A 22,376-nucleotide genomic window follows, 5' to 3' on the forward strand; every position below is an offset into this window, starting at 1 on the left:
GGGTCGGTTCAGTCCTCGTTGATCCGTTCGAACACCCGGAGCAGATTGTCCCGGCTGTGCCGCTCCAGCAGCACGCTGCCGTACAGCTCCTGCAGGGTCACCGTCCGACCGTCGTGCAGCGTCAATTCGGCCTTGAGCGGGATCTCCCTGGTGACCGTCACCGAACGCATCTCCTCGTACGGCAGGAACTGGTGCCGGGTGGCCAGCGTCGCGACCGGCGTCGATTCGAGCAGGCCCTTGAGCCGCTCCGCACCGTCGCCGGCCTTGCCCGGACCCCCGACCATGATCAGACCGCGGTCGAGCACCAGCAGGTCATGCTGTACGCCGTCGACCTTCACGTTGCCGATGGCGCCGATGACGCCGGCGTTGTCGGCGGTGGCCCGGCGCTGCACCACGGTCGCGGCGGACGGGTCGACACCGAGCTCGGCGAGCCGGGCGAGTGCCTCGTCGACGGTGTCCGCGGAGACCGCCAGCTTGGCGAGCTCGGCGAGGTCCAACGGCTCGCCGCCGGTACCGACGAACTGGGCCGGACCGCTCCAGGACAGTTGCCAGTGCGCCCGCCGGGCGCGGACTGTCGCGTTGACCAGCAACATCTCCATCGGTCCGGCGAAGAGCGCCGCCGCCTCACGACGGGTGGCGTCACTGAAGAACTGCTCGGCGAACTCGCCCAGGCGTCCCGTCCGTACCAGATCGAGCACGGTGGTCAGGCCCGGATCGGCGACACCGGTGAACCGGCCGGCCGCCCGGTAGATGCCGTCCGCCTGGCGCTGCACGCCAGCGGCGATCGCCGCGTGGGTGAACTCCGGCCACGGCAGCACCTGACGGTTGCCGACATCGACGACGAGGCCCTGCAAGCGCCGACCGGCGTCATGGACGTCGGTGAGCAGCAGGTGCGCGGGACGGTCGTCGGCGCGGACCATGCCGGCCGGCAGTTGTGCCATCGCCTGGATCCGGATGCCGATCGGTGGATGGGTGTCCCAGCGGGACTGCTCGCGGTCCGGTGCGTCCTGCTGGAGCTTGTCGATCTCGTCCCGACGGGCCTGAAGAAGCTGTCCGAAGCCGCCGAACAGATCGTCCGGGGCGAGGCCGGCCTGCCATCCCGACTCCACGTACCGCCCGGTGAAGAAGTTCCAGGCCGCGTCGAGCGCCGGCAGGCTACGGAGCGCGGACGTGGCAGCCTCGTGCCCGGCGAGCTGGACGGAGGCCCGGTCGGCCTCCAACTCCTGCCGCCGCGACGCGGCGTTGTCGACCATCAGGTACAGCTTGGCGTAACCCCTGAAGACCAGCCCGATCGGGTTGCGCGGCTTGATCCGCTCAATGGTGCCCTCGATCGCCAACCGACCCCGGTAGGCGACGCCACCCAGCCGGGTGTGCTTGCCGGAGTAGTGACCCAGCTCGTGCGCCAGCACCGAGCGGAGCTGGTCGATCCGCATCGCCTGGAGCAGCGGCAGACCCACGTAGAGGGTGCGCCGCCCGCCGATCAACCCGAGCAGCCGGCTCTGCTCGCCGACCGCCGCGTTCACCTCCGGCACCAGCCGGATCTCGTCCGGTGCCCGGGTGCCGACCGCGTCGGCCAGCTCCCGGACGGTGGCCCACAACTGCGGTGCCTCCCGCTCGTCGAGCACCAGTCCGGGGGCCGGTTCGTTCTTCGTCCGGATCGCCCGCCAGAGCCCGACCGCCACCGCACCCAGCGCGATGATCAGCGGCAGCAGCAGTTTCCCGGTGACCAGCCCGTTCGTGTGGCCGAACAGCCACACGCCGAGGGCAGCGACGGCCGCCAGCTGAAGCAGCGCGACCACGTAGAACCCGATCAACATGACCACCGAGGCGAGCGCCCGGTACGTCGCGGCCATGGCCGTTCCTCCCCGTTCCGTACGCCCGCACGGCTGCGGGCGGCGCAGGGGACCGTACGGCTTGAAGGTTCGCCGGACATCCCCCTTCCGGTCCGGTTCCGCCGGCGCGCAGGCACTACGCGAAGCCGCGCAGCGACACGACTGGGGAGCCATCCGGGATCTGCTCGGTCCGGCCGTACGCGGCTGACGGCCGGGACGCGTACCGGTCCGGTCGGCGGGTGTCGAAGCGGCCGGCGCTATCCTCGGCGCGGACGTAGGGCGTGTCTGCGAAGATCGTGGCAGTTCGACGCGGATTCGGCAGGCACGCCGCCGCGGGGCCGGCCGGCTCCGTGACGACACGGAACGTCGAGGTAGGCGGATGGTGCTCAGGGCCGGCACACGGCTGCGGGCAGCGGTGGTCGGCACCGGCCTGATCGGTGGCTCGGTGCTGCTCCGACTGCACGCCGTCGGATTGGACGTGACCGGCTGGGACCCGGACGAGCAGACCCGCGGGCAGGCTCGGCTGGCCGGCGTACCGATGGCTGAGCGGCTGACCGAGGCCGTGGCCGGTCGGGACGTGGTGTTCCTCGGCGGGCCGCTGCCCACGCTGCCCGCCACCCTGGTCGAGGTTGCCGCTGCCACCGCCGAGGATTGCCTGATCACCGACGTGGGCAGCACCAAGGCCGAGTTGGCGGCGTTCGCCGCGGACCGGGGGCTGACCAACCGGTTCGTGCCCGGACATCCGATGGCCGGCACCGACCGGGCGGGGCTCGCGGCGGCGCTGCCGGACCTGTTCAGCGGTGCTGCCTGGGTGCTCTGCCCCGCACCGGACGGGCTGGCCGCGTTCCGTCGCCTCGTCACCCTGATCACCGACGTCTTCGCCGCCCGGGTGGTGCCGATGGCGGCGGACCGGCACGACGCCGTGGTGGCGCTCGCCTCGCACGTGCCGCATGTGCTCGCCGGGGCGCTGGCCGGCGCGGCGCACCGATCGCCATTGCGTGACGCGGTCCTGACGCTGGCCGCCGGGAGTTTCCGGGACGGTACCCGGGTCGCGGGCACCCCGCCGCACCGCACCGGCAACATGCTGCGCGGCAACCGCGACCAGGTGCTGGCAGCGTTGGACCAGGTCACCGCGTTTCTCGACGAGTTGGCCGGTGCGTTGCGTTCCGACGACGCCGACGCCCTCACCGCCCGGTGCGCCGAGGCCGGTGCCGCCCGGGCCGAGCTGGCCGGCCGCCCGTACGACCAGCAGGTCCGGTCGTTCCCGGCGGACGCGGAACCGGCCGAGGTGGCCTGGTTGCACGGCGTCGGGGCGGCCGGCGGCCACCTGAGCGGGTGTGGTGCGGTGGCAGGCGGCGTCTCCTATCTCGCTCACCTGCCGCGGGTTTGAACGGCGCTGTACCCGGCTCATCGGTGGGCGCGGCGTCGGGTCCGCCAGTAGGGTGAGCGCATGGTGGACGGACCGGTGGTGACCGTACGTGGCGAGGCGTACCGCGAGGTCCCGCCGGAGTTCGCCCGGTTCACCGTGGCCGCGTTGGCCCGCGACCGGGAACGGGAGCCGACGCTTACCCGGCTGGCCGAGCGGGCCGCGGCGATCCGGGTCCTGCTCGATTCGTACGGTCCGATGATCGACCGACGGGAGACCGGCGACCTGCGGGTGCGGCCCGAGACCCGGCGCTCCGGGGAGCGGGTCGTGGCCTGGCACGGGTCGGTGGTGACCACGGTGACGGTCAGCGACTTCACCGCCCTCGGTGAGGTGATGCTGCGCCTGGCTGATCAGGATCAGGTCGAGGTGGCCGGCCCCTGGTGGTCGCTGCGCCCGGACAGCCCGGTCTACCGGCAGGCCCGGCATGCCGCGATCAGCGATGCGTTGCAGCGGGCCCGTGAATACGCCGAGGCCCTCGGTGCCCAGGTCACCGACTTGGTCGAGCTCTCCGACGAGGGTGGCACCGCCCAGCCGATGATGGCCCGGATGGCCTTCGACACCGGTGGGGTCGAGGCCGCTGGTCCGCCTGAACTGGATCTCGACCCGCAGCCGCAGAGCGTGCACGCGGCCGTTCGGGCCCGGTTCACGATCAGCCGCCCGGTCCTGTCCTGATGACTCTCGCTGAGCTGTTGCCGGTCGAGGACCTGCTGGCGCGCGCCCGGGCGCTGGCCGATGCCGGGCCGAGACAACTGCTCGGCATCACCGGCGCTCCCGGTGTCGGCAAGTCGACGCTGGCCGCACAGGTGGTGGAGGCGGTCGGCCCGGCCGCCCGGCTGGTGCCGATGGACGGCTTCCATCTCGCCCAGGACGAGTTGCTCCGGCTCGATCGGGCCCTGCGGAAGGGTTCCATCGACACCTTCGACGCCAACGGCTACGTCTCGCTGCTGCGTCGCCTGCGACGCAAGGAACCGACGTCGGTCTGGGCGCCGCAGTTCCGCCGGGACCTGGAGGAGCCGATCGCCGGTGCGATCGAGGTGCCGCCGGAGGTTCGGTTGGTGGTCACCGAGGGCAACTACCTGCTGATTCCGAACTGGCCCTGGGACGAGGTACGTTCCCTGCTGCACGAGGCATGGTTTCTGGATCTCGACGCCGATCTGCGGCGTCGTCGGTTGGTGGCTCGGCACATGGCGTACGGGCGGTCGGAACAGGACGCCCGAGCCTGGGCGATGGGCAGCGACGAGGTGAACGCGGCGCTGGTGGCCGGCACCGCCGAACGCGCCGACCTGGTGGTACGCCTAGCCGGGCCGCCGTCGGGGTGACGGGACGGCTCGCCGCAGCAGCCACGCCACCCGGGACCTCTCCCGTTGGAACTCGGCGGCCTCCGGATATCCGCTGTGGCTGCGGATCGGCGGGTCGGCAACCTCGCCGTCGCTCGGATGCAGCGCCTCCGGATCGGTCACCGCGATGTCCCGTTCTCCGGCGGTGACCGCCCAGCCGAGCGGATCGGTGTCCCGCCAGAAGTTCGTCCACCGGGTTCCGCCGCCGGGGCGGGTCAGTGCCTCGGCCAGCACCGTTAGCCGGTCCGGCCCGAAGTAGGCGGGAAAGATCCGACCGTAGAGGCGGGTCAGTTGGCAGCCGTAGGAGAAGAACCAGATCCGGCGTCGCCAACGCCGTGGCATCTGCAGGATGACCGCCGCGCAGATCACCGTGCCCTGGCTGTGCCCGGAAAGGATGATGCCCTCCACCCGGCGCGGATCGTGCTCGGCCAGCGCGATCAGGCCGGCCGTGCGGGTGAGCAGTTCGGGTACCGCCCGCTCGGCGTAGCTCGGTGGCGCCAGCGGATGGGCGGCGCGCGGCCAGAAGGTTCCCACGTCCCAGATCACCCCGACGGAGCGGCGGATGGAGTTCTTGCGGTAGACGAGCAGCCCGACGGCGGCCACCGCCACCGGCAGCCAGCCGAGCAGGGCGGCACCGATGTCCGCCACCGCCGCGGTCACGAGGGCGGCTCCGCTCGTCCCGGTCTGCGGGAGGGGACACGCGAGCGCGGCCGCGCAGCCCAGCACGACGAGGACCGTCATGGCGCCGGCGTACCAACCGATCAGGCGTAGCGCGTGTTCACCCACCAGCCGGTGCAGCGCCTGGTGGACGCTCACGTCGCGGGCGCGGCGCAGGTCGTGTGCGGACATTCGGCCGCCACGGCCAATCAGTTGGGCGTATTCCTCATGGCGCAATCGGTGCAGGAGCACCACGGCGCGGAGGGCGACCAGGGCGAGTAGCAGCAGCGCGGCGGCGAAGGTCAGGCCAGCCCAGGTCACCGGGATCGGCGGGACGACCCGGGGACCGTTGCCGGGGGTGCCGTCGCCGTTGAGTCGGTCGGTGACCCAGTAGAGCACCCCGGTGCCGTACGCGAGACAGAGCAGCCAGCCGAAGCCGGCGATGACGGCGGGCGCCCGACCGTGCCAGGCCAGGTCGGTGTGCGGTTCGAGCGGCTGGGTGCATCCGGTGGGGCGGGTCCGGGGCAGCAGCAGGCCGATCGTGGCGAGACCGAGCAGCGGCAGGGTGAACTGCGGCAGTGTCGCCGGGGCCGGTGGTGCGGCAGGTAGCCAACCGTGGTGCCAGGCGGCCCCGAGGGCGATCAGCAGCGCGGCAGCGGCCGGTATGGCGCCACCACGCCGGCCGGAGCGGGCAGTCGCGCCGATCGCGATGAGCAGGAGCAGTTGACCGGTGCCGAGCCCGGTGATGGCCTGGTCGAAGCCAGGTAACGACCGGTCTATCCGGCAGCCGGGCTGGGTGGGGTCGTCGTCGCAGCCGACGGGTGGACGTAGTTCGGCCAGTGGGATGCCGGCGGCACCGTCGGGCAACAGCAGCACCGTGAAGGTTGCGGCCAGGCCGATTCCGGTGAGGACGATGACCGCGATGCTCCATCGGCCGAGCGGAGTGGCACCGGCGCGTCGGGTCAGGAAGGGCCGGCCGACGGCCACCAGCGTGATCACCAGAACGGCGGTGAAAGCGGTCACGGCGGACCAGGTGACCACCGCGCGGGCGCCCTGTGGCGGGTCGAGCACCGAGACCGTGCCGAGTGGGACGGCTGCCGCCACCACGATGCCGGTGCACAGGTGCAGTACGGCCGAACGACGTAGTTGCCCCTCGCCCCACCAGAACGTCGGGTCCTGGAGCGGGTTGGTCGGTGGCCCGGGCGGCGGCTCGGGCACCGGCGGTGGCTCCTGCACGGGCTGACTGAGCGGTACGTCGGCGTCGGCGGGTGGCGGGGTACGCCGACCCGCCGGATCGGTGGTCGGGTCGGCCGGCATCACCGCCTCGTACTGGTAGGTCCGCCAGGTGACCAGACCGAGCACCCCGATCATGGTCAGCGGCACGGTGAGGCCGATGGCCAGGGCCCGACCGCCCTGCTGCCACCAGGGGTCGGCGAGGAAATCCCACGGCCCGGGAACGCGGCTCAGGCAGTCCTCGTCCACGCACTGCCAGCCGATGAGATCGACGCCGACACCGGTCATCGTGAGCACGGCGCTGCTGGTCAGGCTCAGGCAGAAGAGCCTGATCAGCCAGGCCGTCATGCCGGAGCGGCTGGCCAGCCGTTCGGTGGTGGGGTCGGCCGGTATCCCGGGGCGGGCGTGCAGTGCGACGTTGGCCAGGGTGAAGGGCAACAGCAGCGTCCACAGGGCCCGCTCCACGTCGCGGGCGGTCCGCGCACCGGAGGTCAACTGCCCCCAGCTGTACGCCTCGACGACGATCGGGTCGACGGGCAGGGCATTCGGGGACCGGTAGAAGCCGGTGACCGGGCCACCGGCGACGAGCCGGGGCGGCGGTGCCTCGCAGCCGGGTTCCGCCGTCAGGCCCAGGATCTCGGCGGGTGGTGTGTTGGACACGCCGTGTACGCGCAGTTCGAGGATCCGACCGCCCATGCGTGCCTCCTGGTGACGTTGTTGTCACCTACAGTGCCCGATGTGGTGGGTCGGATGCCACTCGTCGTGGCGGTGTTTATGCAGCTAGAGGGGTTAATGTGGGTCAGTCGAGCTGGCGTACCGGGCGGGCCGGATTACCGACCGCGACGACGTTGGCGGGCAGGTCGCGGGTTACCACGGCACCCGCGCCGACGACGGTGTTGTCACCGACGGTGACGCCGGCGAGGACGATTGCTCCGCCACCGAGCCAGACGTTGTCGCCGATGCTGATCGGTTGGGCGGCCTCCCACTTCGCCCGGCGTGGCTCCGGCTCCACCGGGTGCGTGGGGGTGAGCAGTTGCACGTTCGGACCGACCTGCACGTCGGCGCCGATGGTGATCGGTGCGACGTCGAGGAAGACCGCGTGGTAGTTGACGAAGCTGCGGGGCCCGATCCGGATGTGGTAGCCGTAGTCGCAGGAGAACGGCGGTCGGATCTCGACCTCCTTGCCGAGTTCGCCGAGCAGCTCGTGCAGCGCCGCCTGACGGGCCTCCCGGTCGTCGACACCACCGCTGTTGATCCGTTCCATCAGGCGTAGGGCGCGCAGGTGGTCGGCGATCAGTTCCGGGTCGTCGGCGAGGTACGGATCACCGGCGAGCATGCGCTCCTTCATGGACGTCATCCGTCCGATCATGCCGGGCGTCGCCGTGGCGAGGACTCAACTTCGTCGAATTCCTGACTCCTATTTGCATACCCGGTATGTAAGGGTGAGAGGGATCGATGTGTCCTACATCGATACAGACGCTCCAGAGGAGGATTCAGTTGCGACGAAGGAGCAAACTGACCGCTACCGGACTCGTGATGGGTCTGGTGCTCGGCGTACCGGCGGTGGCTGCGGCCACACCGGCCCCGCCGGCAGCGGCCCCGCCGAACCATGCCCCGACCAGCCGACCGGACCTTGGCCGCGCCACCGTCACCCTGGTCACCGGCGACCGGGTGACGGTCACCGCGGCCGGGGCGAGCGTACGCCCGGCTGCAGGCCGGGACGGCATCCGCTTCCTCACCCAGCGGCAGCGGGACCACCTCTGGGTGGTGCCGCAGGACGCCCTGCCGCTGATCCGTGACGGGCGGGTCGACCGTCGGCTCTTCGACGTGACCGGGCTGATCGCGGCCGGCTACGACGACGCACACCGCGACGACCTGCCGCTGCTCCTGACCTACGGGCCGGCCGCTCGGCGGGCCGGGGCCCCGGAAGGGGTGACCGTCACCCGTGACCTGGCGGCCATCGGTGGTGTCGCGGCCAGCGCGGACAAGCAACAGGCGAGCCAGTTCTGGGCCGGGGCCGCCGGCAACCGAGGCGCCCGGTTCGACGCGGCGGGGGGTGTCGAGCGGATCTGGCTCGACGGCCGGCGGCAGTTGACCCTGGAACACAGCGTGCCGCAGATCGGGGCACCCACCGCCCACCAGGCCGGCTTCACCGGCCAGGGGGTACGCGTAGCGGTGCTGGACACCGGCGTCGACGCCGCGCACCTCGACCTGACCGGCCGGGTCGCCGAGGCGAGGAACTTCACCGAGGAGGAGAACCCGGGCGACATCGTGGGGCACGGCACCCACGTCGCCTCGATTATCGCGGGCAGCGGCGCCGCCTCGGACGGCCGTTACCGGGGTGTGGCACCCGACGCCACCCTGCTCTCCGGCAAGGTCTGTGAGGAGTACGGCTGCACCGAGTCGGCCATCCTGGCGGGAATGCAGTGGGCCGCCACCGAGGCCGGAGCCGACGTGATCAACCTGAGTCTGGGCGGGGCGGACACCCCCGAGGTCGATCCGCTTGAGGAGGCGGTGAACACACTCACCGAGCAGACCGGCGCCCTCTTCGTGATCTCCGCCGGCAACGACGGCCGGATCGGCACGGTCGGCTCGCCGGCCAGCGCCGAGGCCGCCCTCGCCGTCGGCGCCGTCGACCGGGACGACCAACTCGCCGACTTCTCCAGCCAGGGCCCCCGGGTCGGTGACGACGCCCTCAAGCCGGACATCACCGCGCCGGGCGTGGACATCGTGGCCGCCCGAGGGCAGGGCACGCAGCTCGGTGAACTGGTCGGGGAACAGTACGTCTCACTCTCCGGCACCTCGATGTCCGCACCACACGTCGCCGGTGCGGCAGCGCTGCTCGCCCAGCAGCACACCGACGCGACGGCGGAGCGGCTCAAGGCCACCCTGATGGCCTCGGCCCGGCCGCATCCGGAACTGTCCGCGTACCAGCAGGGTGCCGGCCGGGTCGACGTGGCGCGAGCCATCACCCAGTCGGTGGTCAGCGAACCGGCGAGCGTCTCGTTCGGCCGGACCTTGTGGCCGCACGACGACGACGAGCCGATCCAACGCGAGGTGACCTGGCGCAACACCGGAACCACGCCGCTCACGCTGGACCTCAGCGTCGAGGCCACCGGCCCGGACGGGGCATCCGCGCCGGCCGGCATGTTCACGCTCGGTACGCAGCGGGTCCAGGTGCCGGCCGGCGGTACCGCGTCCACCACCGTCACGACCGACACCAGCGTCGACGGGCCCGACGGCCACTACACCGCTCGGCTGGTCGCCCGCGCCGGCGACCTGGTGGCAACCACCCCGCTGGCGGTCAACAAGGAGGTGGAGAGCTACACGCTGACCGTGCGCCACCTGAGCCGCGAGGGTGGGGTGCCGGACGACTACTTGACCTTCCTGGTCGGGTTGGACGACTACCGCGACATCCTCGTGTACGACGCGGACGGCACCGCCGAGGTGCGCGTGCCCAAGGGGCGGTACGGGCTGGCCAGCTTCCTGTTCGACGAGGCCGACGAGAGTCTGGTGCTGATGGCCCAGCCGGAGCTGGTGGTGAAGTCCGACGCCAAGGCCGTGGTGGACGCGCGTACCGCGAAGCCGGTGCGGATGACGGTGCCGGACCGGTCGGCGACGCCGGCGCTGGTCACCGTCGACGCGAACTTCCTGTTGGACGACGGGTCGGCCGGATTCGGCGCGTTCGCCGACAACTTCGGCGGACTCTTCAGCGGCCAGGTCGGCGGGCGGAGCAACGCGGATCACTTTTTCGCCGCGTTCAACAGCCAGTTCGCCGACCTGGCGGCAGCCAGCAGCCCGTACTTCTACGGGCTCGCCGAGATGGTCCCGGGACGGATGCCGGCGGGGCTCACCCGGAACTATCGGCGGGGTGACCTGGCCACCGTCAAGCAGACGTTCACCCAGGGCCATCCGGAAGCGCTCGGCGAACGGATGTCCTTCGCCGAATTCGACCCCGACCTGGGCGGTTGGGCGATCGGGCTACCGGTCGCGCTGCCGAGCAAGCGGGTCGAGTACTACAGCACCAGGGCGGTTCGCTGGAACACCGAGCTGTGGTCCGGCACGCGCAGCGACGACGTGCCCTGGCTCGAGCCGGTGGCCGTGTTGTTCTCCGAGCCAACGGCGTACCGGGGTGGACGGACCTATCGGGACGTCTGGAACGGCGCACCCCACGCGCCGTCGTTCCCGGTGCCGCGCTGGCCGGACGAGGGTCTGACCCGGCAGGGTGACCTGATCAGCCTTTCCGTGCCGCTGTACAGCGACGCGGCGGGGCATCCGGGCAGCTCGCTGACGGACGCCACGCGTACCGCGCTGTACCGCAACGGCAGGCTGGTCGGCGAGACCGAGGACGCGGGTTGGGCTCAGTTCGAGGTGCCGGCCGGGCCCGCCAGGTATCGGCTGGAGACGTCGGCGAAGCGCTCCTTCACCGACCTGAGTACCGAGGTTGTCACCACCTGGACCTTCCGGTCCCGGCACGTGCGGGGCGAGGACCCGCGCCGGCTGCCGGCCTCGGCGATCCGCTTCACGCCCCCACTGGACGACCGGAACGCGGCTGCGGCGGGCCGGGCGTTCGTGATCCCGGTCGCGGTGCAGCGTCAACCCGGTGCACCGGCGGCGAAGACGGCCTCGTTGACCGTCGAGGTCTCCTACGACGGTGGGAAGCGCTGGCAACGCGCCAAGCTGCGCAAGGCCGGTAACGGCTGGCAGGCCACGGTGCAGCACCCGCGCGGTCCCGGTCACGTGTCGCTGCGCGCGACCGCACGGGACGTCGACGGCAACTCCGTCACCCAGCGGATCATCCAGGCGTACCGCCTGCGGTGAGCCGCACCCGGTGGTCCCGCCCGCGGCGCGGGCGGGACCACCGGAACGCGAGGTGTTAGGAAGGGCCCCTTCCTATACCTGAGGCGTTAGGAAGGTGCCCTTCCTTGCTCGTCAGTCGTTGGCGTGCAGGGCGGCGTTCAGCTCGATGCCCCGGCCGGTGCGGGGGCGGGCCTCCAGCGCGCCGGAGACCGAGTTGCGCCAGAACAACAGCCCGTCGACGCCGGACAGCTCGCGCGCCTTGACCACCCGGCCGTCCGGCAGGCTGATCTTCGAGGCGGCGGTGATGTAGCAACCCGCCTCGACGACGCAGTCGTCGCCGAGCGAGATGCCGACACCGGCGTTGGCACCGACCAGGCTGCGTTCGCCGATGCGGACCTTGTCGGTGCCGCCGCCGGAGAGCGTGCCCATGATGGAGGCGCCGCCGCCGATGTCGGAGCCGTCACCCACCACCACGCCCTGGACGATGCGCCCCTCGACCATCGAGGTGCCGAGCGTGCCGGCGTTGAAGTTCACGAAGCCCTCGTGCATGACGGTGGTGCCGGAGGCGAGGTGTGCGCCGAGCCGGACCCGGTCGGCGTCGGCGATCCGCACCCCGGAGGGCACCACGTAGTCGGTCATCCGGGGGAACTTGTCCACCCCGTACACGCCGAGGTGGCGACCGGCGGCCCGCTCGATGACACGCAGCTCGTCCACCCGCTCCGGCGGGCACGGTCCGGCGGAGGTCCAGGCCACGTTGGCCAACTTGCCGAAGATGCCGTCGAGGTTGATCTCGTTGGGGCGCACCAGGCGGTGGGAGAGCAGGTGCAGCCGCAGGTACGCGTCCGGCGCGTCCTTGATCGGGTCGTCCAGCGAGCCGATGACGCTGACCACCTGGACGGTACGCAGACCCGGCAGGGCCCGGTCGCCGACCGCGCCGGGCGGCAGGTCGAGCACGTCGGCCTCGTCCTCACCGGCCACCAGCGGCAGTTCACCGAGGCCCAGCTTGCCGGTCGGGTACCAGGTGTCGAGCACCTGGTCCTCGGCGGTGACGGTGGCCAGGCCGATGCCCCACGCGGATTGTGTGGACGTCACTTACTCACCCCTCGCTCCCTGCTGGGTTGGCTGCTGCTCGCGACTGCGGGGCTCGCAGGCTCGCACATCGTGCCTCGCCGACGGGCTCGCGCCTCACGGTCGCCGGTTCTGACGGTACCGTGCGGACCATGGAGAACCCGCTTACCCCCGAGGTCCTCGCCGATCCGGTGGCGTTGACCCGCGCGCTGGTCGACATCGAGTCCGTGTCCTTGAACGAAAAGGCCATCGCCGACTGCGTGGAGGAGGTGCTGCGGGTGGTTCCGCACCTGACCACCTTCCGGCACGGCAACACGGTGATGGCCCGTACCGACCTCGGTCGGGCCTCCCGGGTGGTGCTGGCCGGCCACCTGGACACGGTGCCGCTGAACAACAACTTCCCGTCGACCCTGCGGGGCGATCTGATGTACGGCTGCGGCACCTCGGACATGAAGTCGGGGGTCGCCTTCGCGCTGCACCTCGCGACGGCCCTGCCTGAGCCGCGCTACGACGTGACCTACTTCTTCTACGAGGCCGAGGAGATCGAGTCGAGGTACAACGGGCTGTACCTGGTCGCGCAGGCGCACCCGGACTGGCTGGAGGCGGATTTCGCCCTGCTGCTGGAGCCGACCCACGGCATCGTCGAGGCCGGCTGTCAGGGCACCATGCGAGCCGTGGTGGTGACCACCGGGGTGCGGGCCCATTCGGCCCGTTCCTGGCACGGTGTCAACGCGGTGCACGACGCGGGGGAGGTGCTCCGTCGCCTGTCGGCGTATCAGGCCCGGCGAGTGACCATCGACGGATGTGAGTACCGGGAAGGCATGAACGCCACCCGCATCCACGGCGGGGTCGCCGGCAACGTGGTGCCGGACCGCTGCGAGATCGAGGTGAACTACCGTTTCGCGCCGGACCGTACGCCGGCCGAGGCCGAGGCGCACCTGCGCGAGGTCTTCGCGGGCTATGAGTTGACGGTGACCGACTGCGCGGCCGGTGCCCTGCCCGGACTGGAGGCCGCACCGGCCCGGGAGTTCCTGGCGGCGGTGGGTGCCGCGCCGATCGGCAAGTTGGGCTGGACCGACGTGGCTCGGTTCGCGGCCATGGGGATCCCGGCGCTGAACTTCGGCCCGGGGGATCCGAACCTGGCCCATCACCCGGACGAGCACGTCGAGATCGGCAAGATTCGCGAGGGAGCGGCCACTCTGCACCGTTGGCTCGCCGCCGCCTGACCGTCCGGCGGCAGCATTCTGGCGGGCGGACGCCGCGACAGATCAGACGGCGGTCAGCCGGGACTCGGTGCCGGGGTCGACCGGTGGCTCGGGCGAGTCCTCAAGCAGGCGGGTACGGCGGCGCTCGGCCACCACGTCGCGGATGCGTCGCTGCATCTGTCGTCGAATCCGGATCCGTTCGCTGTTGTTGATCACGCTGTCTCCTCCCCCGAAGCCCGCGCGCCGGGGCATACCCGGTATGTGAATAGTAAGACGTGCGGTAAAGCGATTTGGTTGCACAAGATCACAAAGTGTTTGCCGGGTTCTGCGGCCCGGCTCCACTACGGTTGCTTCCATGACCCAGAGCAACGCGCGCGAACGGGGACAGGAGCGGCATCGCGGTGCCGTCACCCTCCGTCGTCAGTCGATAACCAACAGCACTGCGGACCAGCGTCTGTTGGACTCCCGCGCGCGTGCCGACTGGAAGACCAAGGACGCGTGGCGGGCGCTGCGCATACTCTCCGAGTTCGTGGAGGGCTTCGACACCCTCGCCGACCTGCCGCCGGCGGTCAGTGTCTTCGGTTCGGCACGCAGCAAGCAGGACAGTCCCGAGTGCCAGCTCGCCGAGGCGCTGGGCGCGGCACTCGCCCGGGCCGGTTACGCGGTGATCACCGGAGGTGGTCCCGGCGTGATGGAGGCGGCCAACCGGGGGGCGAGCGAGGCCGGTGGCCATTCGGTCGGCCTCGGCATCGAACTCCCCTTCGAGCAGGGCATCAACGAGTGGGTCGACCTCGCCATCGACTTCCGTTACTTCTTCGCCCGGAAAACCATGTTCGTCAAGTACGCGCAGGCGTTCGTGGTGCTGCCCGGCGGTTTCGGCACCATGGACGAGCTCTTCGAGGCGCTCACCCTGGTGCAGACCGGGAAGGTGACCCGGTTCCCGGTGGTGCTGATGGGCGCGGACTACTGGCAGGGCCTGCTGGACTGGCTGCGGGACACGATGGCCGCCGAAGGCAAGATAGGCCCGATCGACCTGGAGCTGATCTGCGTCACCGACGATGTCGCCGCAGCGGTTCGGCACATCGTGGAGGCCGAGGCCGCCCTCAGCGTCGAGCAGGAGGTCGTACGCGAGGAAGCGGTCGCCCGGGCCGCCGCTGACCAGCAGGCCGCCGCCGATGACGCGTCGGCCGCGTCCGACGGCCCTCCGGGGCGCTGACCGGTGGCCGCGATCTGCGTGTTCTGCGCCTCGTCCCGCACCCTCGACCAGCGCTGGCTGGACCTGGCTGCGGACACCGGGGCGCAGATCGCTCGACGAGGGCACACGCTGGTCAGCGGCGGAGGCTGCGTCGGGATGATGGGTGCGCTGGTCGACGGCGCCCGTTCGGTGGGGGGCCGCACGATCGGCGTCATACCGCAGGCGCTGGTCGACCTGGAGGTCGCCGACCTCGCCTCCGACGAGTTGCTGGTCACCGACTCGATGGCCAGCCGGAAGATCCTCATGATCGAGAAGTCGGACGCCTTCGTCACCCTGCCCGGCGGGCTCGGCACGCTCGACGAGCTGTTCGAGGTCTGGACCACCGCGACGCTCGCCCTGCACCACAAGCCGATGGTGCTGGTAGACACCGACGGCTTCTACGATCCGCTGCTGGCCTGGCTGCGCGATCTGGCCGGTCAGGCCTTCCTCAAACCTGCCGGGTTCGACCTGCTCCGGTCGGTCGACACCGTCCCCGCTGCTCTCGACCTCATCGAATCCCACCTCGCCTGACCCGCCCGGCCGATGCCCGGTCACGGTGCCACCGTCGAGGCGGTCGGTCCGGCACATCACGATCCGGGCCGTCCGGCCGATCGCAGTCCCGGTCCTGCGGCGCGTCGCGTGGCCGGGCGGGGTGTGGCGCGTCGAGCGGTGTCGCAGGGCCGTGATGAGATGGCGGGATGCAGGCGTACCGGTTGGTGCGTCGGCCCGCCGGGCCGACCGAGGGGAGCAGTCCGCCTTCGGACGCCGCACATCCCCAGGTCGACCCGGGGCAGACCGCGCCGGGGCAGGTGGTCGGCGGGCCAGGGCCGGGGGATCCACGGCAGGCCGAGGTCGTCGCGCACACCGCCGGCCCGATGCTCGTCCTGGGTGGACCGGGCACCGGAAAGACGCGCACCCTCGTCGAAGCGGTCACCGCCCGGGTCGCCGAGGGAGTCGACCCGGAGCGGATCCTGGTGCTCACCTTCAGCCGGCGTGGCGCTGCGGACCTGCGGCACCGGATCGAGGCGCGGATCGCCGCGACCGGTCAACGGGTGTTGCGCGAGCCGCTGGTGCGCACCTTTCCCGCGTACGCCTTCGGCCTGCTGCGGCGTGCCGCCGCCGAACGCGGCGAGCCGTCACCCCGGCTGCTCACCGGTCCGGAGCAGGATCTGATCATCCGCGAACTGCTGGACGCCGTCGGTGCGGAGCCCGACGAGGACCCGGTCGGTTGGCCGGCGGACCTGCAGCCGGCGCTGCGGACCCGGGCATTCGCCGCTCAGCTGCGCGACCTGCTGATGCGGGCCGCCGAGCGGGGGGTGGGCCCGGTCGAGCTGGCCAGGATCGGTGCACGGCTCGGCCGGGCCGACTGGCCGGCCGCCGCCCGGTTCCTGCGGCAGTACGTCGCCGTGCTGGCCCTGCGTGACGTGACCAACCGCGGCTCGGTCGCCTACGACCCGGCGGAACTGGTCCGGGCGGCCACCGGAATGCTGCGCGACGATCCGGAACTGCTCGCCGCCGAGCGGCGTCGACTGGCGTACGTCTACGTCGACGAACTCGCCGACACCGACCCCGCGCAGTTGGAGCTGCTGGACACCGTGGCCGGCGGCGGGCTTCCCCTGGTCGCGTTCGCCGACCCGGACTCCTCCACGTACGCCTTCCGGGGTGCTGACCCGGCGGGCGTGACGACCTTCCCGCACCGGTTCCGCACCGCCTCGGGTGCCCCGGCCGCGCAGGTGCTGTTGACCACCAGCTACCGCGCCGGCGAGCGGCTACTGGCCGCCACCGCCCGGCTGGCCCGGCGGCTGCGCGGACCGGCCGCGCACCGGCGGCTGCGACCGTTGCCGGACACTCCGCCAGGTGTGGTGGAGGTACGCACCTTCTCCTCGACCACGAGTGAGGCGGCGTGGCTGGCGCACGCCCTACGGGAAGCGCATCTGCTCGACGGAGTGCCGTGGGCGCGGATGGCGGTGCTGGTGCGCTCCACCGCCCGGCATCTCCCCGGACTGCGCCGGGCACTGCACGCGGCCGGCGTGCCGACCGTGGTGCACGGCGAGGACCTTCCGTTGCACCTGCAACCAGCGGTCGCGCCGCTGCTGCTTCTGCTGCGGTGCGCGCTGGAGCCGGAGCGGCTCGACGAGGAGGCCGGCGTCGCGCTGCTGCACTCGCCGCTCGGCGGTGCCGACCCGTTGGCGGAGCGGCGGCTGCGGCAGGGCCTGCGCGCCCTCGCCCTGGCCCGGGGCGACCGCCGGCCCTCCGGCGAGCTCATCGTCGAGGCGCTCCGCGACCCGGCGGAACTGGCCGGAGTCGAGCGGCGGTGGGCCGAGCCGGCACAGACGGTGGCCGGGCTGCTGGCCGTCGCCCGGGAGGCTGCCGGTCGACCGGCCGCCACCGTCGAGGAGGTCCTCTGGGCCGTCTGGCGGGCCAGCGGGCTGGCCGAGCTGTGGTCGGCCGCGCTGACCCGAGGCCCGGCCGTGTCCGGCGAAGGCGACCTCGCCCGGCGTCGCCGGGCCGAGGCGGCCGACCGTGACCTGGACGCGGTGCTGGTTCTCTTCGACGCCGCCGCCCGGTTCACCGACCGTCTGCCGGGTGCGCGTACCGAGGTCTTCCTCGATCACGTGCTCGGTCAGGAACTGCCGGCTGACACGCTCGCGCCGACCGCCGACCGAGGTGACGCCGTGCGGCTGCTCACCGCACACGCCGCCAAGGGACTTGAGTGGGACCTGGTCGCGGTGGCCGGGGTGCAGGAGGGCGTCTGGCCGGACCTGCGTCTGCGCGGCAGTCTGCTCGGCTCGGAACGCCTGGTCGACGTGCTGGCCGGTCGCGGGGACGGCACAGCCGAGGTGGCCACCGTGGTCGGGCAGACCTCCGCGCTGCTCGACGAGGAGCGTCGGCTGTTCCACGTGGCGGTGACCCGGGCTCGGCGGCGGTTGCTGGTCAGCGCGGTCGCCTCCGCTTCGGTGGGCGGTGACGACCACGAGGAGCAACCCAGCCGCTTCCTCTACGAACTGGGCCCCACCGGCGAGCCGGGTGACACGGCCGGGCCGCCGCCGCAGACCCACCCGCACCCCCCGGGGCCGCCGACGGATCACGTCCCGGGCGATGACGGCCCGACAGGTGCCGCCGAGCCCGAACGGCTGAACCCTGGGCGGCTGCCGTTGAGCCGGCCACCCCGGGCGCTCACGCTGCCCGCATTGGTGGCGGAGCTGCGTACCGCGGTCGTCGATCCCGCAGCACCGATCGTCCGGCGGCGCGCGGCGGCGGCCGAGTTGGCTCGGCTGGCCGCCGCCGGGGTGGCCGGCGCGCACCCGGACGACTGGTGGGGGTTGCGGCCCCTCTCGGACGACCGGCCCCTGGTCGACGACGGAGAACCGGTCCGGGTGACTCCGTCCGGGATGGAGAGCGCGCTGCGGTGCAGCCTGCGCTGGCTGCTGGAACGGCACGGCGGCAGCGCGCCGGCCAGCACCGCGCAGGGCGTCGGCAACCTGGTGCACGCGGCGGCGATGCTTGCCGAGGACGCCCGCGTCGACCGGGAGACACTGCTGGAATACGTGGCCGCCCGTTTCGACGCGATCGAGCTGGCCGCGCGGTGGATGGTCGGCCCGGAGCAGGCTCGGGCCGAGGCGATGGTGGACAAGCTGCTGCGCTGGCTGGCCGCCAACCCGCGCCGGCTGCTCGCCATCGAACACGAGTTCGCGGTACGCCTGGACGACCCGCACCGGCCAATCGAGCTGACCGGCCGGGTGGACCGGTTGGAGGTCGACGCGGATGGCCGGTTGGTGGTTGTCGACCTGAAGACCGGCAAGTCCACCGCGGTCACCGAGGGTGAGGTGGCCGAGCATCCGCAGCTGGGTGCGTATCAGGCGGCGGTGGAGGCGGGAGCGTTCGCCGAGTTCGGCGACGAGTCCGGCGGCGCGGCGCTGGTGCAGCTCGGCACCAGCGCGAAGGACGCCCGCGAGCAGGCCCAGCCGCCGGCCACCGACGGCCCGGAGGCCGGCTGGGCGACCGCGCTGGTCCGCCGGACCGCCGACACGATGGCCGCGGCGACCTTTGCGGCGGTCGCCAACTCGAAATGCCGGGTCTGCCCGGTACGCAGCAGCTGCCCGGTCTCCGGCCAGGGACGGCAGGTGGTGGAACCGTGAGCCAACCCACCCTGTTCGAGCCGGTCCCGCCGGCGCCTCGCGCCGCCGACGCCGGCCCTCGGTACACGCCGGTGGAACTGGCGAAGCTGCTCCGGCTGCCGGCACCCACCCGGGAACAGGCGGCGATCATCGCGGCGCCGGTGGAACCGCTGCTGGTGGTCGCCGGTGCGGGCTCCGGGAAGACCGAGACGATGGCCGCCCGGGTGGTGTGGTTGGTGGCCAACTCGTACGTCCGGCCGGAGCAGGTGCTCGGCCTCACCTTCACCCGCAAGGCCGCCGGTGAGCTGGCGCACCGGGTACGCGTCCGGCTCGACCAACTGGTCCGCCGGTTGGGCCGACGTGAGCGGAACCCGCTCGACGATCCCCTCGCCGGCGAGCCGACGGTGGCCACCTACCACTCGTACGCCGGGCGGATCGTCACCGAGCACGGCCTGCGCGCCGGCTACGAGCCGTCGACCCGGCTGCTGACCGAGGCGTCCCGCTGGCAGTTGGTCGACCTGATCGTGCGCAACTACGACGGGGACATGTCCGAGGTGGAACGGATGCCGAGCACCGTCACCGACGCGGTCCTCGCGCTCGCCGGCGAGTTGGACGAGCACCTGGTCGACCCGGACGAGCTGGCCGCCTGGACCGGCCGCTTCTTCGCCGACGTGCAGTCGCGTCCGGGGCGGATCTACGCCGGTGTGCGCAAGGCCCTCGCCCTCCAGCAGACCCGGCTGAAGCTGCTGCCGCTGGTGCGCGGGTACGTCCGCCGCAAGGACGACTTCGAGGCGATGGACTTCGCCGACCAGCTCGCTCGGGCGGCCCGGGTCGCCCGGGATCATCCCGGGGTCGGCGAGATCGAGCGCGACCGCTACCGGGTGGTGCTGCTCGACGAGTACCAGGACACCAGTCACGCGCAGGTGGTGCTGCTCGGCGCGTTGTTCGGCGGTGGGCATCCGGTGACCGCGGTGGGTGATCCCTGCCAGTCCATCTACGGCTGGCGGGGAGCCAGCGCCGGCACCCTGGACCGCTTCCCGACCGAGTTCGCCCGGGCCGACGGCAGCCCCTCGCGGGTGCTCGGGCTGACCACCAGCTGGCGGAACCGGCCGGAGATCCTCGCCGTGGCGAACGCGCTGGCCACGCCGTTGCGCGCGGCCGGGGCCCGGGTGCCGGAGCTGCACGCCGCGCTCGGCGTCGACGAGCCGATCCCGCATCGCAGTCCACGCGGAGCCGCCGCCGGCACGGTGCACTGTGCCCTGCTGTCGACCTACGCCGACGAGGCCGACTGGATCGCCGACAGCCTGCTGGCGGCCTGGCGGGGCGCGGCCAACACGCCAGGTGCGCTTCCCGAGCAGATTCCGGTCACCCGCCGCCCGACCACGGCGGTGCTGGTCCGGCTGCGTAGCCAGATCCCCGCGATCGCCGCCGCGCTGCGCGAGCGCGGCCTGCCGGTCGAGGTGGTCGGGCTCGGCGGCCTGCTGGACACCCCGGAGGTACGCGACGTGGTCTGCACCCTGCGGGTGCTGGCCGATCCGACCGACGGAGCGGCGCTGCTGCGGCTGCTGACCGGCGCACGGTGGCGGATCGGGCCGCGGGATCTGGTGGCCCTGCACCGCCGGGCCAGGGCCATCGCGGTGGCCCGCCGCAGGCTCGCCGACGATGGTGCCCCGGAGATCACTCCTGATCGACTCGACGAGGCGACCCTGGTGGAGGCGCTCGCCGACCTGGGGCCCGCGCAGGCGTACTCGGCCGAGGGGTACGCGCGGCTGCGCGCGTACGCCCGGGAACTGGGCCTGCTCCGCTACCGGCTGGACCAGTCCCTACCGGAGCTGATCGCGGATGTGGAGCGGACCACCGGGCTGGACGTGGAGGTGGCGGTGCGGGCCGGCCGGGACGGCGCCGGTGACGCCGGCCTGGCCCGGGGCCACCTGGACGCGCTGGGTGACGTGGCCGCCCGGTTCAGCGGGGAGTCACCGGCGGCCACACTCGCCGGTTTCCTGGCCTATCTCGCCGCCGCCGAGGACGAGGAGCGCGGCCTCACGCCGGGCGAGGTCGAGGTGGTCGAGGGCGCGGTGCAGATCCTCACCGCACACGCCGCCAAGGGGCTGGAGTGGGACGTGGTGGCGGTGGCCGGGCTGAGCCGTGGCGTGTGGCCGGGGCCGGTCCGCAACTCTGACCACTGGCTCGGCGGCCTGGGCGTGCTGCCGTTCCCGCTGCGGGGAGACGCGGACGGGCTGCCCGAGCTGGCCCTGGCCGAGGCGGACGACCAGCGGGGTGTGGCCCGGGCGGTGGAGGACTTCACCGACGCCTGGCGGGCCCACGACGAGCGGGAGGAGCGGCGGCTGGCGTACGTGGCGGTGACTCGGCCCCGACGCCTGCTGCTCTGTTCCGGTCACTGGTGGGGTGACGGCACCAAGCGTCCGCGCGGCCCGTCGGCGCTGCTCCGCGAGGTGTACGAAGCGTGCCTGGACGCCGGTGCCGGTCACCTGGTCGACGAGTGGACTCCGGAACCGGCACCGGATGCGGTGAATCCCACCACCGAGGTGGTACTGCGGGCCGAGTGGCCGGCGGATCCCCTCGGCCCTCGCCGTCCGGCGTTGGCCGAGGCGGCGGCGTTGGTCCGCCGTTTCCTGACCGCCGGCGACAGGGAAGGCGAAGAGGCGGACGAGGCGGCCGGCCCGGATCCGGAGGTGGCCCGGTGGCGGCGGGAAGCCGATCTGCTGCTGGCCGAGCGGGCGGAGTTGAGCCGGCTCTCCGGCCCGGTCGAGGTGTCGCTGCCCGACCAGCTGTCGGTGACGCAACTTGTCGCGTTGCGCCGGGATCCGGCCGGGCTGGCCCGGACGCTACGCCGCCCGATGCCGACCGAGCCCAGCCCGTACGCCCGCCGGGGCACCGCGTTCCACGCCTGGCTGGAGCAGCGGTTCGGAGTGGACCGGTTGCTCGACACCGACGAGCTGCCGGGGGCGGCGGACGCCGACGCGGCACCGGATGAGGAGTTGGCCGAGCTTCAGCGGCGCTTCCTGACGAGCGAGTGGGCGGACCGCACCCCGGTCGAGGTGGAGGTGCCGTTCGCGACGGTGATCGGCGGCGTGGTGGTACGCGGTCGGATGGACGCGGTGTTTCGCCGGCCCGGTGACCGCTTCGACGTGGTCGACTGGAAGACCGGCGGCCGGCCGGACGGGGCCGCCGCCGAGGCGGCGGCCGTGCAGCTGGCGGTCTACCGGCTGGCCTGGGCGGAGCTGGCCGGTGTGCCGGTCGACCGGGTCGGCGCGGCGTTCCACTACGTGCGGGACGGGGGGACCGTTCGGCCGGCTGACCTGCTGGACGTCGACGGGCTGACCGCGTTGATCAGATCGGTTCCCGAGTTGCCATGAGTACTGGCGCGCCACCAGGTTCGTGGTATCGTTGCCACGTTGCAGTTTCGGTTACCAGCTCTGTTTGCGCCTGGCGGAATGTGGCCCCA

At 72.4% G+C, this 22,376-nt stretch carries 14 protein-coding genes; 9 read left to right on the forward strand and 5 right to left on the reverse strand.

Annotation, left to right across the window (positions count from 1 at the left end; all coding sequences use genetic code 11):
- Window positions 1–8: 8 nt before the first annotated feature.
- Window positions 9–1,853: a M48 family metallopeptidase gene (locus Vlu01_RS18930; RefSeq protein ID WP_204001340.1), complete on the reverse strand. Its 1,845-nt coding sequence runs from the start codon at window positions 1,851–1,853 to the stop codon at window positions 9–11.
- A 358-nt stretch (window positions 1,854–2,211) separates the two neighbouring features.
- Here Vlu01_RS18930 and Vlu01_RS18935 point away from each other — a divergent pair, with 358 nt between their 5' ends.
- Genes Vlu01_RS18935 through Vlu01_RS18945 form a run of 3 tightly spaced genes read left to right on the forward strand, consistent with a single transcriptional unit; the run spans window position 2,212 to window position 4,577 of the window.
- Window positions 2,212–3,222, forward strand: coding sequence for a prephenate dehydrogenase (locus Vlu01_RS18935; protein ID WP_204001344.1), 1,011 nt, complete (start codon window positions 2,212–2,214; stop codon window positions 3,220–3,222).
- 60 nt (window positions 3,223–3,282) lie between these two features.
- The gene (locus Vlu01_RS18940; RefSeq protein ID WP_204001347.1) at window positions 3,283–3,930 is read left to right on the forward strand and encodes an SIMPL domain-containing protein; all 648 of its coding nucleotides are present in this window, start codon (window positions 3,283–3,285) and stop codon (window positions 3,928–3,930) included.
- Entirely contained in the window at window positions 3,930–4,577 is a 648-nt protein-coding gene (locus tag Vlu01_RS18945; protein WP_204001350.1) for a nucleoside/nucleotide kinase family protein, read from the forward strand. Before Vlu01_RS18940 ends, Vlu01_RS18945 begins: the two co-directional genes overlap by 1 nt.
- Here Vlu01_RS18945 and Vlu01_RS18950 read toward each other — a convergent pair.
- The gene (locus Vlu01_RS18950) at window positions 4,554–7,181 is read right to left on the reverse strand and encodes a hypothetical protein (RefSeq protein WP_204001352.1); all 2,628 of its coding nucleotides are present in this window, start codon (window positions 7,179–7,181) and stop codon (window positions 4,554–4,556) included. The genes Vlu01_RS18945 and Vlu01_RS18950 overlap by 24 nt on opposite strands.
- Window positions 7,182–7,284: 103 nt before the next feature.
- Complete coding sequence (locus Vlu01_RS18955; protein ID WP_204001354.1) at window positions 7,285–7,842, reverse strand: sugar O-acetyltransferase; 558 nt, start codon at window positions 7,840–7,842, stop codon at window positions 7,285–7,287.
- A 140-nt stretch (window positions 7,843–7,982) separates the two neighbouring features.
- On the opposite strand from Vlu01_RS18955, the gene Vlu01_RS18960 reads away from it, so the two are divergent.
- On the forward strand, window positions 7,983–11,306 hold the full coding sequence (locus tag Vlu01_RS18960; protein WP_373307446.1) for a S8 family serine peptidase: 3,324 nt from the start codon (window positions 7,983–7,985) through the stop codon (window positions 11,304–11,306).
- Window positions 11,307–11,417: 111 nt separating this feature from the next.
- Here Vlu01_RS18960 and dapD read toward each other — a convergent pair whose 3' ends face one another.
- Window positions 11,418–12,377 (reverse strand): 2,3,4,5-tetrahydropyridine-2,6-dicarboxylate N-succinyltransferase, encoded by a 960-nt coding sequence (dapD, locus tag Vlu01_RS18965; protein ID WP_204001358.1) that lies wholly within the window; start codon window positions 12,375–12,377, stop codon window positions 11,418–11,420.
- A gap of 128 nt (window positions 12,378–12,505) precedes the next feature.
- Between dapD and dapE the strand changes: the two genes are divergently transcribed.
- Window positions 12,506–13,579: a succinyl-diaminopimelate desuccinylase gene (dapE, locus tag Vlu01_RS18970; RefSeq protein WP_204001360.1), complete on the forward strand. Its 1,074-nt coding sequence runs from the start codon at window positions 12,506–12,508 to the stop codon at window positions 13,577–13,579.
- Between the two features lie 42 nt (window positions 13,580–13,621).
- Here dapE and Vlu01_RS18975 read toward each other — a convergent pair whose 3' ends face one another.
- Complete coding sequence (locus tag Vlu01_RS18975) at window positions 13,622–13,774, reverse strand: hypothetical protein (protein WP_204001362.1); 153 nt, start codon at window positions 13,772–13,774, stop codon at window positions 13,622–13,624.
- A 139-nt stretch (window positions 13,775–13,913) separates the two neighbouring features.
- Here Vlu01_RS18975 and Vlu01_RS18980 point away from each other — a divergent pair, with 139 nt between their 5' ends.
- From Vlu01_RS18980 to Vlu01_RS18995, 4 genes are all read left to right on the forward strand, one after another.
- Complete coding sequence (locus Vlu01_RS18980; protein WP_204001365.1) at window positions 13,914–14,774, forward strand: LOG family protein; 861 nt, start codon at window positions 13,914–13,916, stop codon at window positions 14,772–14,774.
- Window positions 14,775–14,777: 3 nt separating this feature from the next.
- Complete coding sequence (locus Vlu01_RS18985) at window positions 14,778–15,323, forward strand: LOG family protein (RefSeq protein ID WP_204001368.1); 546 nt, start codon at window positions 14,778–14,780, stop codon at window positions 15,321–15,323.
- 167 nt (window positions 15,324–15,490) lie between these two features.
- On the forward strand, window positions 15,491–18,931 hold the full coding sequence (locus Vlu01_RS18990; RefSeq protein WP_204001371.1) for an ATP-dependent helicase: 3,441 nt from the start codon (window positions 15,491–15,493) through the stop codon (window positions 18,929–18,931).
- The gene (locus tag Vlu01_RS18995) at window positions 18,928–22,287 is read left to right on the forward strand and encodes an ATP-dependent helicase (protein ID WP_204001374.1); all 3,360 of its coding nucleotides are present in this window, start codon (window positions 18,928–18,930) and stop codon (window positions 22,285–22,287) included. Before Vlu01_RS18990 ends, Vlu01_RS18995 begins: the two co-directional genes overlap by 4 nt.
- Window positions 22,288–22,376 lie beyond the last annotated feature (89 nt).

Origin of the sequence: Micromonospora lutea (genome assembly GCF_016863535.1) — a bacterium.
GTDB classification, from domain to species: Bacteria; Actinomycetota; Actinomycetes; order Mycobacteriales; family Micromonosporaceae; genus Micromonospora; species Micromonospora lutea.